General features: G+C 58.7%; 10 protein-coding genes and 1 pseudogene. 5 read left to right on the top strand and 6 right to left on the bottom strand.

All coding sequences use genetic code 11. The features are described from left to right. Positions 1-158: 158 nt before the first annotated feature. Positions 159-1,586 (top strand): exodeoxyribonuclease I, encoded by a 1,428-nt coding sequence (sbcB, locus tag ACFZPT_RS12280; protein WP_034114982.1) that lies wholly within the window; start codon positions 159-161, stop codon positions 1,584-1,586. Positions 1,587-1,674: 88 nt separating this feature from the next. Here the strand turns inward: sbcB and mvaT are convergent, their stop codons facing one another. Continuing rightward, entirely contained in the window at positions 1,675-2,049 is a 375-nt protein-coding gene (gene mvaT / locus ACFZPT_RS12275; protein ID WP_034100216.1) for a histone-like nucleoid-structuring protein MvaT, read from the bottom strand. Positions 2,050-2,395: 346 nt separating this feature from the next. Between mvaT and purU the strand changes: the two genes are divergently transcribed. Together purU and ACFZPT_RS12265 are read left to right on the top strand one after the other, a co-directional pair. Beyond that, positions 2,396-3,244, top strand: a complete 849-nt coding sequence (gene purU, locus ACFZPT_RS12270) for a formyltetrahydrofolate deformylase (RefSeq protein WP_034100214.1) — start codon at positions 2,396-2,398, stop codon at positions 3,242-3,244. An 86-nt stretch (positions 3,245-3,330) separates the two neighbouring features. Continuing rightward, a complete protein-coding gene (locus ACFZPT_RS12265; protein WP_034100212.1) occupies positions 3,331-3,516 on the top strand; it encodes a hypothetical protein in 186 nt (61 codons plus the stop codon). A 28-nt stretch (positions 3,517-3,544) separates the two neighbouring features. On the opposite strand, the gene ACFZPT_RS12260 is transcribed toward ACFZPT_RS12265, so the two are convergent. From ACFZPT_RS12260 to ACFZPT_RS12245, 4 genes and pseudogenes are all read right to left on the bottom strand, one after another. Further along, complete coding sequence (locus ACFZPT_RS12260) at positions 3,545-4,288, bottom strand: DUF2334 domain-containing protein (RefSeq protein ID WP_034114981.1); 744 nt, start codon at positions 4,286-4,288, stop codon at positions 3,545-3,547. Beyond that, a complete protein-coding gene (locus tag ACFZPT_RS12255) occupies positions 4,281-5,402 on the bottom strand; it encodes a glycosyltransferase family 1 protein (protein WP_034114980.1) in 1,122 nt (373 codons plus the stop codon). The genes ACFZPT_RS12260 and ACFZPT_RS12255 overlap by 8 nt, the downstream gene beginning before the upstream one ends. Positions 5,403-5,532: 130 nt before the next feature. Continuing rightward, entirely contained in the window at positions 5,533-6,297 is a 765-nt protein-coding gene (locus tag ACFZPT_RS12250; RefSeq protein WP_371263989.1) for a methyl-accepting chemotaxis protein, read from the bottom strand. A 93-nt stretch (positions 6,298-6,390) separates the two neighbouring features. Further along, a pseudogene (locus ACFZPT_RS12245) lies at positions 6,391-7,422 on the bottom strand (cache domain-containing protein); the annotation flags it as partial. A gap of 202 nt (positions 7,423-7,624) precedes the next feature. Here ACFZPT_RS12245 and ACFZPT_RS12240 point away from each other — a divergent pair. Beyond that, a complete protein-coding gene (locus ACFZPT_RS12240) occupies positions 7,625-9,103 on the top strand; it encodes a helicase HerA-like domain-containing protein (protein WP_099313012.1) in 1,479 nt (492 codons plus the stop codon). Positions 9,104-9,107: 4 nt separating this feature from the next. Here ACFZPT_RS12240 and ACFZPT_RS12235 read toward each other — a convergent pair whose 3' ends face one another. Beyond that, positions 9,108-9,563, bottom strand: coding sequence for a DUF721 domain-containing protein (locus tag ACFZPT_RS12235; protein WP_034100204.1), 456 nt, complete (start codon positions 9,561-9,563; stop codon positions 9,108-9,110). 305 nt (positions 9,564-9,868) lie between these two features. Here ACFZPT_RS12235 and secA point away from each other — a divergent pair, with 305 nt between their 5' ends. Then, the gene (gene secA / locus ACFZPT_RS12230; protein WP_034100202.1) at positions 9,869-12,604 is read left to right on the top strand and encodes a preprotein translocase subunit SecA; all 2,736 of its coding nucleotides are present in this window, start codon (positions 9,869-9,871) and stop codon (positions 12,602-12,604) included. Positions 12,605-12,721: the final 117 nt, after the last annotated feature.

Raw genomic sequence — 12,721 nt, 5'->3', positions numbered from 1 at the left:
TGGCAGTGCAGAGCGGCTGGGAGAGACGGATGCTAGCAGTGTCGGCGATGGAAGCAACCATTCAAGATTTTGCTGGATGTTTATACAGTTAAATTGCTGCTGGCCGCGGATGTGGTTCCACGCCTAGACTTTGTCGATCTTCAGTACAGGAACAGCCCGTGACCTCCATTTTCTGGTACGACTATGAAACCACCGGCATCAATCCGCGCAGTGATCGCCCTCTTCAGGTAGCCGGAATTCGTACGGACCTCGAACTCAACGAGATCGGCTCTGCGCTCAATATTTATTGTCAGCCCGCCGACGATATCCTGCCTCATCCCGCCGCCTGTGCGATCACCGGTATCACCCCGGCGATCCTGGCGCAAAAGGGCTTGGCCGAGGCCGACTTCATGACCCGTGTACACGCCGAGCTGGCCGCTCCTGGGACTTGCGGCGCAGGCTACAACACCTTGCGGTTCGATGATGAGATGACGCGCTACAGCTTGTATCGCAACTTTTTCGACCCTTACGCCCGCGAGTGGCAGGGCGGTAACAGCCGCTGGGACCTGATCGATGTGGTGCGCACCGCCTACGCTTTGCGCCCGGATGGTATCGAGTGGCCGCAGCAGGACGGGCGCGTGACGCTCAAGCTGGAACGCCTGACTGCAGCCAATGGAATCGATCATGGCCAGGCCCACGATGCGTTGTCCGATGTGCGCGCCACTATTGCTCTGGCACGGTTGGTCCGCGAGAAACAGCCCAAGCTCTATGATTGGCTCTTCCAATTGCGCAGCAAGCAACGGGTGATGGATCAGGTGCGCCTGTTGCAGCCGATGCTGCACATCTCCGGGCGGTTCTCCGCCGAGCGTCATTATTTGGGCGTGGTATTGCCTTTGGCCTGGCATCCGCGCAACCGCAATGCGTTGATCGTCTGCGACCTCGGGCTCGATCCGCAGGGGCTGCTGGACCTGGATGCAGAGACCTTGCGTCAACGCCTTTACACCCGCCGGGATGAGTTGCCCGAAGGTGAGCTGCCGGTGCCGCTCAAGCTGGTGCACATCAACCGCTGTCCAGTGGTTGCTCCGCTGAGCGTGCTGCGGGCCGAAGACCGTGAGCGCCTGCAACTGGACTTGGAGATCTGCCAGGCGCGGGCGCTGCGGCTATCTGGCGCACAAGAAGTTTGGTGCGATAAGTTGGCGGCCATTTATGCGCAGGAAGAATTTTCTTCGACGACAGATCCGGAACAGCAGCTGTATGACGGTTTTATCGGTGATCGTGATCGGCGGTTATGTGAACAAGTCCGCCTGGCTGAGCCTGCTCAATTAGCGCGTCAGCAGTGGCCGTTCGATGATCAGCGTTTGCCTGAATTATTGTTCCGCTACCGTGCGCGTAACTTTCCCGACACCTTGAACAATCAGGAGCAACAGCGCTGGAAACTTTTCTGTCAGCAACGTTTGTCTGACCCGCAATGGAGTGCGCCAATTACCCTAGAGGCATTTAAGCAGGCCAGCCAGGAGTTGGCTGTTAGTGCGACACCGTTTCAGCAGCAGGTGCTGGCACAGTGGCAGGAATATGCCGATTCTTTAGCGGCTCGTGTGAACCTGTAGTCGATTTTGCGCAATAACACGGGCAATAAAAAACGCCAGCAAGCTGGCGTTTTAATGTGCTGCGTAGCAGGGCACGGGCCCGGTGAGCTTAGCCCAGCAGGGTAGCCCAGCCTTCAACCACGTCACCGCCCCACTTGGCTTTCCACTCTTTCAGCGTTTTGTGGTTGCCACCTTTGGTTTCAATCACTTCGCCGTTGTGCGGGTTCTTGTATTGCTTGACCTTGCGCGCACGCTTGGTGCCGGTAGTTTTCACGGCGCCGCGAGGAGCTTTAACTTTCGAATCCGGATCCAGCAGCGCGATGATGTCACGCAGGGATTTGGAGTATTCGCCCATCAGGGTGCGCAGCTTGCTTTCGAATTCCATTTCACGTTTCAGGCTGCCATCTTTTTCCATTGCTGCCAATTGGGCTTGCAGCTCTTTGATGGCTTCTTCTTTAGCACGGTATTGGGTGATCAGAGACATATGGCTACCTTATGTAGAGCGCTGATTGACAGGGATAATGGCCCAATAATAGTCAGGCGGTTTGTCCAAGTAAACATTTAAGCATGCATTTATGTGAATTACTTTGAATGTTTGTAGTGATGCGCTGCAATCGACTTAATTACAAGGGCGCAATGCTACATATCAATCCCGCGAATTCTTGACGGCGCTCCAGATGTAGCCCTTGATTCATATAAGGGTGGTAAAACCATAGGGCATTAAGGGACAAGGCCGGGCCGGCCATCAGAATAAACGTTAACCAATACTGCAGTTTTTCTTCGCAATCGCTAGAATGGCGGCCTTTGCGAAGTTCTGGAGTTCCCCCCTAATGCGCACTTTTCGGCTGGTGATTGCTTGCCCGGACCGGGTCGGCATCGTTGCCAAAGTCAGTAACTTTCTGGCCTCCCATAACGGTTGGATCACCGAGGCGAGCCATCACTCGGACAACCTCAGCGGTTGGTTCTTTATGCGTCACGAAATCCGTGCCGACACGCTGCCCTTTGGTCTTGAAGCCTTCCGCGAGGCCTTCGCGCCGATCGCAGAAGAGTTTTCGATGACCTGGCAGATCACCGACACCGAGCAGAAGAAACGCGTGGTGCTGATGGCCAGCCGCGAATCCCACTGCCTGGCGGACCTGTTGCACCGCTGGCACAGCGACGAGCTGGACTGCGAGATCGCTTGTGTGATCTCCAACCATGACGACCTGCGCAGCATGGTCGAGTGGCATGGCATCCCTTATTACCATGTGCCGGTCAACCCGCAGGACAAGGAGCCGGCGTTCGCCGAAGTGTCGCGCCTGGTCAAGCATCATGACGCCGATGTCGTGGTGCTGGCGCGTTACATGCAAATCCTGCCGCCGGAGCTGTGCCGCGAATATGCCGGTAAAGTCATCAACATCCACCATAGCTTCCTGCCTTCGTTTGTCGGGGCCAAGCCTTACCATCAGGCGTCCCTGCGGGGGGTGAAGTTGATTGGCGCAACCTGCCACTACGTCACCGAAGAGTTGGACGCTGGTCCGATCATCGAGCAGGACGTGGTGCGCGTCAGCCATAGCGACAGCATTGAAGATATGGTGCGGTTTGGTCGCGATGTCGAGAAGATGGTTCTGGCCCGTGGCCTGCGCTACCACCTCGAAGACCGCGTATTGGTGCACGGCAACAAGACCGTTGTGTTCTGATTCAAGCGCGCGGATTGAATATCGAAGGGTCTGGGCGTTAAATCGTTCCAGGCCCTTTTTATTTATCCGCACGTCAGGACTGCACCATGACCGACCCACTCGATAAAGCCACCTCCAAAGCGCCTGCGACGTTGGGCGAGGGATGCTTGAGTCGGTACGATCCTGATGCGCTGGATGCCGAAGACGGTACCGAGTTTCCAGGGGCGGCTCAGTTGTGGGAACAGATGCAGGAGGCAGAGAAGCTGCCCGCTTCTGATCAGCAAGATTCTTGAGCACTCGTCCCGTCGCCATGGCGGGGCATTACGGCTGGGTTGCGAGCCAGTCCACTTTGGTCAATGGCGTACGCCCCGTCTGCAGTAGGTGTTGCAAGGTATCGAGCCAATAGCGACGAGCACCTTCGTAACGCAGGTCGACCGGATGCACGCCTAGGCGAATGACCGGTGCCGACCGCCAGCGCCGTTGCCTTTGATCGCTGAGATGTTTGGACAGGCTTCGGCGCCAAGCGCTGCGGGCGCTCCACACCAAACCTGGGGCGCCGACGCGGGTAAAGTCGGGCAGCCGATAAAGCTGTTGCGGATCGCTGGTGTAGTTCAGCGGCAACTGCCGCAAGGCGTCCTTGGTACCCTGGCTCATCAGCCAGGCCGGAGCGACGAACCCATGCAGCGGCCAGTCGTTGCGTCGGAAGACCTCGATGCCGTCGCTTAACCGCTGCAGGGCCTGGGCCTCTGACAACTGGTAAAACTCTCCCTCATGGGTATAGATGCGGCGCATGAACCAATCTTTGGGCGTACGCGGTGGCGGCTGGTCGTCGCTATGGAAATAGCCGTGCAAGGCCAATTCATCGCCCTTGGCCACGCGGCGGTCCAACAGGCGGCGAAATTCGGCGTGGTCGGCCAAGGTGCCGCGATGATGGAAATCCGGAACCACCAACCAAGTGATGGGGATGTCGCCCAGAGCGTCCACCGCCTCCACAAAGGGGCGATAGTCGGACCAGGTTTGCGGGGCCACATCGTGCAATACCAGCACTACCGAGCGCTTAACCATGGGCAAGCATCGGTTTGTGGCTATCGAGCACTGCGTAGTAATGGCCCAGCAGGCTCTCCACCACGGTGTCCCACGCATACTGCTGCTCCACATGGCGTCGAGCCTGTACGCCGAGACGCTGAGGATCGCGGCTGAACAACTCGCGCACCGCATCGGCCATCGCTCGTGGATTGTTGGGCGCGCAGAGCAAGCCGCAATGCTCGTCGACGATTTCAGTGAAGGCGCCGGCAGCCACGGCGACCACTGGTATGGCGCAGGCCATGGCCTCAAGAATGACCAGTCCGAACGTTTCCTGATCGCCGCCATGCAGCAGGGCATCGGCACTGGCCATTAAACGCGCGACTTGCGATGCCGGCTGGAAGCCGTCGACCACGGTGACATTCTCCGGCACCTTAGCCGGCATGCCGGACCCTACCAGCAACAGGTGATACCGATCTCCCAAGCGCTTCATGCACTTAAGCAGCACCGGCAGGTTCTTCTCCTTGGAACCGCGCCCGGCGAAGATCAGCAGTCGCGTATCCTCAGCGATTCCCAACTCAGCGCGTAAGCCGGGGTCGCGTACCTGCGGGGTGAACGTCTGCAGGTCCACACCCAGCGGCTGTACAAAGACGTTTCTGACGCCCAACCCCATGAGCTTGTCGGCCATAACCTGACTAGGCGCCAGTACTCGGTCAAAACTCCCATAGAGTTTGCTGACATAGGCTTCAACATTTGGCGTGAACCACGGCCCCATACGGTTGCTTACCAGCAACGGCAAGTCGGAGTGATAAAAGCCGATAACCGGAACATCAAGCTGGCGCCTGGCATCCAGAGCGGCCCAGGCCGTGAGATAGGGATCGCCGACCTCGATCAGATCGGGCTGTAAATCATGCAGGACATTTCGCCATGGCGTCAGCCGCAGCGGGAATCGATAACCTTTGCCGAAGGGCAGGGCAGGTGCGGGTACCTTGAACACCCCATCCTGTTCGCTCAAGTGGGCGCCAGGGATCAACAGGCTGTGGCGAATGCCCGGCTTGAGCGTCAGGCGCCGGTGCTTGGCGTCCAGGTAAGTGCGTACGCCGCCACTGGCCGGGGCGTAGAACATGGTGATGTCGGCGATATGCACGATGAACATCCCTCCTATCCAGGCTCTCCTAACGTGGACATTAGGCAAGAATAGATGTTCGGTCGGGATGTCGGGTGCGGCGTTTTGCCTTGCTGCCGCCCTGGGAGGCGGTATGAGCCGCTGCCCAGGGCGAGAGCTGTCAGATGCGGAAACTACCGACCAAATGCTTGAGCCGTGCGGCCTGTTGCTCCAAGTCGGCGCAGGCGCGCAAGGTCGATTGCAGGTTTTCCACGCCTTCCTGGTTGAGGGTGTTGATCTCGGTGATGTCCATATTGATCGACTCCACCACCGACGTCTGTTCCTCGGTAGCGGTGGCGACCGATTGGTTCATACCATCAATCTCGCCGATGCGCTGGGTCACGCTGTTGAGACGCTCGCCGGCCAGGTTGGCGATTTCCACGCTGTCATGGCTGTGGCGCTGGCTTTCGCTCATGGTGGTCACCGAATTCCGCGCGCCCACTTGCAACTCTTCGATCATGGTTTGCACCTGTTGCGCCGATTCCTGGGTGCGATGGGCCAGGTTGCGTACTTCATCGGCTACCACGGCGAACCCGCGCCCGGCCTCTCCGGCACGGGCGGCCTCAATCGCGGCGTTCAACGCCAGCAGGTTGGTTTGTTGAGAGATGCTGGTGATCACCTCAAGAATCTGACCAATATTCACGGTTTTGCTGTTAAGTGCTTCGATATTGCTGCTGGATGCGCTGATCATCGTAGAAAGGTCAGTCATGGCTTTGATGTTCCGTTCCACCACCTGCTGACCGTCTTCCGCCAACTGCCGCGCATCGCTGGCCTGACTAGAGGCCTGCGCCGCATTGCGGGCGATTTCCTGGGCGGCTGCACCCAGCTGGTTGATGGCGGCCGCTACGCTATTGGTGCGGTTGGCCTGCTCGTCGGAGTTGACCATCGATGAGTTGGAGGCACTGACCACCCGTAGCGCCACTTCGTTGACATGTTCGGTGGCCGAGGACACTTCGCGAATCGATGTGTGAATCCGCTCCACGAAGCGGTTGAATGCATTACCCAGAGTGCCGAATTCATCGTGATTCTGGATGGTCAGACGTCGTGTCAGGTCACCCTCGCCGTCGGCGATATCCTGCATCGCGCGGGTCATCACATGCAGCGGTTGCAGCAGCACGCGGATCAGCATGCCAAGCAGAGCGATGATGATGGCCACCGCAATGAGGGTGGCGATCACCGCCGACGTGCGGAACTCGCTGAGCATGGCGAAGGATTTGTCTTTATCCACCGAGATACCCAAGTACCACTGCACTGACGGCAAGCCTTTGATCGGCGTGAAGGTCACGATGTTGTCTTTGCCGTTGGCTTGGACTTCGCTGAAGTCGCGGCTGATCTTGGGTGTATTTTTCGGATACAGATCGGCCAGGGTTTTCATCACCAGGGTTTTGTCCGGGTGCACCAGCACTTTGCCGTCGGCGCTGACCAGAAAGGCATAGCCCATGCCGCCGAAGTCCAGTGCGCCAATGGTATCCACCAGGGTTTGCAGGCTCAGGTCGCCGCCGACCACGCCGATGCTTTGGCTGCCCTTGCTGCTGGGGGTGGCGATGGAAATGATCAATTGCCCGGTCGCCGCGTCGATATAAGGCTCAGTCAGGGTTGAACCGTTGCTGCTTTGCGCGCCTTTGTACCAGGGGCGCACACGTGGGTCGAAGCCATCTGGCATTTTGGTGTCGGGGCGGATGGTGAACGCGCCCTGGCTGTCGCCCACGTAGGTGGCCATGAAGGAGGACGTCAGGGCTTTCTGTTCCAGCAGGCTGGCGACGACACCCGGTTCCGGGTTGATCGCGATGTTCTGGGCGGCGTTTTCGACCAGGGCAATGCGCCCGGTCAGCCAGGTTTGGATATTGCTAGCGGTGACATCGCCCATTTCATGCAGGTAATTGTTCAGATCGTCGCGAATGGCGTTGCGCTGCAAGTAGTCGTTGTACAGCGTGAATAATGCGAAAGCGGCGATGACGATAAGGGAGGCCGCAAGCAGGATTTTGTGGCTGAAACGCAGATTTTTATTCATGGCTTGTAGGGTCCGCTAAGGTCTTTATATCCAAAGCGCGTCCTCATGGGATGCGCGAAATGACAGTAGGAAAAAAGGTGTGCTATTTGTTGTCGCAGTTCCGTGGTCCCTGTGGGAACTATCTGACCTATTTTTCGACTTTATGGGTCTCACTCTGTCTGTATCGACCTTGCCGCATTAAAGATTAACCATGGGTGACGAAATGCCTGACTCCACGCAACTTCTTATCGGCGCTGACCTGTCCGGCGATCCTATTGCCCAGGCCATGCGCCTGGCTAACCGCCACGGGTTGATTGCCGGCGCTACCGGCACGGGCAAGACCGTCACATTGCAGCGCTTGGCCGAAGCCTTCAGTGATGCGGGGGTTGCGGTATTTGCCGCAGACATTAAGGGCGACCTGTGTGGCCTGGGCGCGGCGGCAAACCCTCAGGGCAAGGTGGCCGAGCGTATCGCCGGCATGCCCTTCCTTAATTACACCGCTAAGGCTTATCCGGTAACGCTGTGGGACATCCACGGTCAGTCCGGTCATCCTTTGCGCACCACTATCAGCGAAATGGGCCCGTTATTGCTCGGCAGCCTGCTGGAACTCACCGACAGCCAGCAATCGGCGTTATACGCGGCGTTCAAAGTGGCGGATCGCGAAGGCTTGCTGCTGCTGGATCTGAAAGATCTGAAGGCGCTGCTCAACCACCTGCGCTATCACCCCGAGCTGTTGGGCGAAGACGCGGCGCTGCTGACCACCGGCTCTAGCCAGGCCCTGTTGAGGCGTCTGGCGGTGCTGGAACAGCAGGGTGCCGAAGCATTATTTGGCGAGCCGGCGTTGCAGCTTGAAGACATCCTGCAACCCAATGCCGATGGGCGCGGCCGCATCCATCTATTGGATGCCAGCCGCCTGGTGCATGAGGCGCCCAAGGTGTACGCGACATTCCTGCTGTGGCTGTTAGCCGAGTTATTCGAGCAACTGCCGGAGCGCGGCGATGCGGACAAACCGCTGCTGGCGTTGTTCTTCGATGAAGCGCATTTGCTGTTCGCCGACACACCCAAGGCCTTGCAAGAGCGTTTGGAACAGGTGGTGCGGCTGATTCGCTCCAAAGGGGTAGGGGTGTACTTTGTCACACAATCCCCAGGCGACCTGCCCGACACCGTGCTCGCACAATTGGGCCTGCGGATTCAACATGGATTGCGGGCGTTCACCACCAAGGAGCAGAAGTCCCTGCGGGCGGTGGCGGAGGGCTTTCGACCCAACCCGGCGTTTGACGCTTTGTCGGTGTTGACCGAGTTAGGTACGGGTGAGGCATTAGTAGGCACCTTGCAGGAAAAAGGCACGCCGGAAGTCGTCCAGCGCGTCTTGGTGGCGCCGCCGCAATCGCGGATCGGCCCACTAAGCGAGGTCGAGCGCGCAGCGCTGGTCGCCGTGTCGCCCCTACAGGGTCGCTACGATAAACCGATTGATCGTGAGTCGGCCTATGAGGTGCTGATGGCGCGCAAAGAGCTGGGCCCGACCGAAGGCGCCGGCCAGGCCGCTGAAACGCCGAGTTTTACCGACAGGGCAGGGGCGTTTCTCGGCACGGCGGCAGGTAAGGCGCTCAAATCGGCTATGCAGCAGGCGGCCAATCAGATGGGGCGGCAGTTGGTGCGAGGGTTGCTCGGCTCGCTACTGGGGGGCAGCAAACGCAAATAGACGGTCAGGGTTTGGGCTTGGCGTGGGCAGCCAACCGCTCAAGGGCGCCGCGCAAACCCGGATCGCGGATCCCCTCGGCCGTGGCCTGAATGCTCTCGGCCGCGTTCACCGACAGGTCGTGCGAGTGCACGGCAGTACTTGGCTGGACAGTCGGCGGCTGCACTTTGAACTGGATGCGCGTCAGGTTGGCGAACTCATCGAACGCCATCAACTGACGCTGCAGGCGTTTTTGCTGATAGCGCAAGCGAGTGGCCCAATGGCCATCAGTCACGATCAGCAGCAGATTGCCTTCGCGCCAAGAGGCGACACGGCAGTGCTCGCGCGCAGCCGGTTGCAATTGGCTTTCCAGCAGACGTTGCAACAGGCCCAAGCGTTGGGCATGGCCGAAAATGGCTTTCAACGGTTTGGCTTCGCGAAGCAACACGCCGGGGGCGCGGGCGGCGACAGGGCGAAATGCCATGATTGGACACCTAAAGTAACAGAGCCGCCATCTTAGCAGAAAGCGCCGGCCGGCCCTCAGGCCCTGCGTCGACGACACTTAGCCAACGAAATCAATCGGTAACTTCTGCGCCCGATGGGTTGAAGTTCGCGTAAAAGCCCTTATTTTAAACAAGCCCTCTCACCGCCCCATGCCTGCATCGGGGAACAACGCCACTTTCCTCACCCACGATTCCGGGTAGAATGCGCGTTCGCATGCGGCCGTGAGGGCTGCTCGGGCCACTGACGGTGCGCCCTCCATCCCTATGTGTGGAAGAACCTGCCGATATGTTTGCGCCTTTGTTAAAGAAACTTTTTGGAAGCAAGAATGAGCGCGAAGTCAAACGCATGCTCAAGACGGTGCAGCTGGTCAATGCCTTCGAAGAGCAGATGGTTGCCCTTTCGGACGAGCAATTGCGCGCCAAGACCCAAGAGTTCAAGGCCCGCATAGCCAAAGGTGAAACCCTCGACAAACTGCTGCCCGAAGCCTTTGCGGTTGCCCGTGAAGCCGGTAAGCGCGTCATGGGCATGCGCCACTTCGACGTCCAGTTGATCGGTGGCATGACCTTGCACGAAGGCATGATTGCCGAAATGCGTACCGGTGAAGGCAAGACCCTGGTAGCGACCCTTGGCGTTTACCTCAACGCACTGTCCGGCAAGGGCGTGCACGTTGTGACGGTGAACGACTACCTGGCTCGCCGGGACGCCAACTGGATGCGCCCGCTGTATGAATTCCTCGGCCTGACCGTCGGCGTTGTAACGCCGTTCCAGCCGCCGGAAGAAAAACGCGCCGCCTATGCCGCCGACATCACCTACGGCACCAACAACGAATTCGGTTTTGACTACCTGCGCGACAACATGGCGTTCAGCATGGAAGAAAAATTCCAGCGCGAACTCAATTTTGCCGTGATCGACGAAGTCGACTCCATCCTCATCGACGAAGCCCGTACGCCGCTGATCATCTCCGGCCAGGCCGAAGACAGCTCGCGCCTGTACACCGAAATCAACAAGCTGATTCCGCGTCTGACCCAGCACATCGAAGAAGTGGAAGGCGTGGTGACCAAAGAAGGTCACTTCACCATTGACGAAAAGACCCGCCAGGTCGAACTCAATGAAGCCGGTCACCAGTTCGTCGAGGACATGCTCACCCAGATCGGCCTGCTGGCCGAGGGCGAGAGCCTGTACTCGGCGCATAACCTGGGCCTGTTGACTCACGTCTACGCCGGTCTGCGTGCTCACAAGCTCTTCCACCGCAACGTCGAATACATCGTGCAGGACGGCCAGGTCGTACTGGTTGACGAACATACCGGCCGTACCATGCCGGGGCGCCGTTTGTCCGAAGGTTTGCACCAGGCCATCGAAGCCAAGGAAATGCTCAACATCCAGGCGGAAAGCCAGACGTTGGCGTCCACCACGTTCCAGAACTACTTCCGTCTGTACAACAAGCTGTCCGGCATGACCGGTACGGCCGACACCGAAGCGTTCGAATTCCACCAGATCTACGGTCTTTCGGTGGTGGTCATTCCACCGAACAAGCCATTGGCACGTAAAGACTTCAACGACCTGGTGTTCCTGACCGCCGAAGAGAAATACGCGGCGATCATCAACGACATCAAGGACGGCATGGCCAAGGGCCGTCCGATCCTGGTGGGTACCGCCACCATCGAGACTTCCGAGCATGTGTCCAACCTGCTCAATAAGGAAGGCATCGAACACAAAGTGCTCAACGCCAAGTTCCACGAAAAAGAAGCCGAAATCATCGCCCAGGCCGGTCGCCCAGGCGCACTGACCATCGCCACCAACATGGCCGGTCGTGGTACCGACATCCTGCTGGGCGGCAACTGGGAAGTGGAAGTAGCGTCCCTGGACAACCCAACCCCTGAGCAGATCGCCCAGATCAAAGCCGATTGGCAGAAGCGTCATCAGGCGGTACTGGAGTCCGGCGGTCTGCAAGTGATCGCTTCCGAGCGTCATGAATCGCGCCGTATCGACAACCAGCTGCGTGGCCGTGCCGGTCGCCAGGGTGACGCCGGTTCGAGCCGTTTCTATCTGTCCCTCGAAGACAGCCTGATGCGCATTTTCGCTTCGGATCGGGTGAAAAACTTCATGAAGGCCCTGGGCATGCAGTCCGGTGAAGCCATTGAGCACCGCATGGTGACCAATGCCATCGAGAAGGCACAGCGCAAGGTTGAAGGGCGCAACTTCGACATCCGTAAGCAACTGCTGGAGTTCGACGACGTCAACAACGAACAACGTAAAGTGATCTATCACATGCGTAACACGTTGCTGGCCGCCGACAACATTGGCGAAACCATCGCCGATTTCCGCCAGGACGTGCTCAACGCCACCGTCAGCGCGCACATTCCACCACAATCGCTGCCTGAACAGTGGGATGTGGCCGGTCTGGAAGCTGCATTGAAGAGCGACTTCGGTGTGGATCTGCCGGTCCAGCAGTGGCTCGACGAAGACGACCACCTGTACGAAGAAACCCTGCGCGAAAAACTGATGGCCGAGTTGCTCGCCGCGTACAACGAGAAAGAAGAGCAGGCAAGTGCCGAAGCACTGCGTACCTTCGAGAAGCAAATCGTATTGCGCGTGCTGGACGACCTGTGGAAAGACCACCTGTCGACCATGGATCACCTGCGTCACGGCATCCACCTGCGTGGCTACGCCCAGAAAAACCCGAAGCAGGAGTACAAGCGCGAGTCGTTTACCCTGTTCTCCGAGCTGCTGGATTCGATCAAGCGCGATTCGATTCGCGTGCTCTCCCACGTCCAGGTACGCCGCGAAGACCCAGCCGAGGAAGAAGCACGCCTGCGCCAGGAAGCGGAAGCCTTGGCCGCGCGCATGCAATTCCAGCACGACGAAGCGCCAGGCCTCGATCAGCCGGAAGCGTTGGGTGAAGAGGTCGAAGTGGCCTTGGCGCCAACGCCGGTTCGCAATGAGCAGAAGCTGGGCCGCAACGAGCTGTGCTGGTGCGGTTCGGGCAAGAAGTTCAAACACTGCCACGGCGAAATCAACTAAGATTTTTGCCTGACGCTGCAGCACCCCGCGCCGCGACCGGCCTTTGCCGTCGCGGCGTTTTGCCATTAATTCCCACCGTCGATAGCGACGGCACAGACATCACCTTATTTTAGGAGC

This window comes from Pseudomonas sp. MD330_10, from assembly GCF_042610415.1.
GTDB lineage: Bacteria > Pseudomonadota > Gammaproteobacteria > Pseudomonadales > Pseudomonadaceae > Aquipseudomonas > Aquipseudomonas rhodesiae.
This window is presented reverse-complemented; position numbering and strand designations above follow the sequence as displayed.

What these genes read in the sequence shown, in the direction of transcription:
- mvaT (WP_034100216.1), bottom strand. Translation starts at nt 2,049, where the DNA reads ATGTCTCTGATCACCCAATACCGTGCTAAAGAAGAAGCCATCAAAGAG.
- purU (WP_034100214.1), top strand. Translation starts at nt 2,396, where the DNA reads ATGCGCACTTTTCGGCTGGTGATTGCTTGCCCGGACCGGGTCGGCATC.
- ACFZPT_RS12265 (WP_034100212.1), top strand. Translation starts at nt 3,331, where the DNA reads ATGACCGACCCACTCGATAAAGCCACCTCCAAAGCGCCTGCGACGTTG.
- ACFZPT_RS12260 (WP_034114981.1), bottom strand. Translation starts at nt 4,288, where the DNA reads ATGGTTAAGCGCTCGGTAGTGCTGGTATTGCACGATGTGGCCCCGCAA.
- ACFZPT_RS12255 (WP_034114980.1), bottom strand. Translation starts at nt 5,402, where the DNA reads ATGTTCATCGTGCATATCGCCGACATCACCATGTTCTACGCCCCGGCC.
- ACFZPT_RS12250 (WP_371263989.1), bottom strand. Translation starts at nt 6,297, where the DNA reads ATGGTCAACTCCGACGAGCAGGCCAACCGCACCAATAGCGTAGCGGCC.
- ACFZPT_RS12240 (WP_099313012.1), top strand. Translation starts at nt 7,625, where the DNA reads ATGCCTGACTCCACGCAACTTCTTATCGGCGCTGACCTGTCCGGCGAT.
- ACFZPT_RS12235 (WP_034100204.1), bottom strand. Translation starts at nt 9,563, where the DNA reads ATGGCATTTCGCCCTGTCGCCGCCCGCGCCCCCGGCGTGTTGCTTCGC.
- secA (WP_034100202.1), top strand. Translation starts at nt 9,869, where the DNA reads ATGTTTGCGCCTTTGTTAAAGAAACTTTTTGGAAGCAAGAATGAGCGC.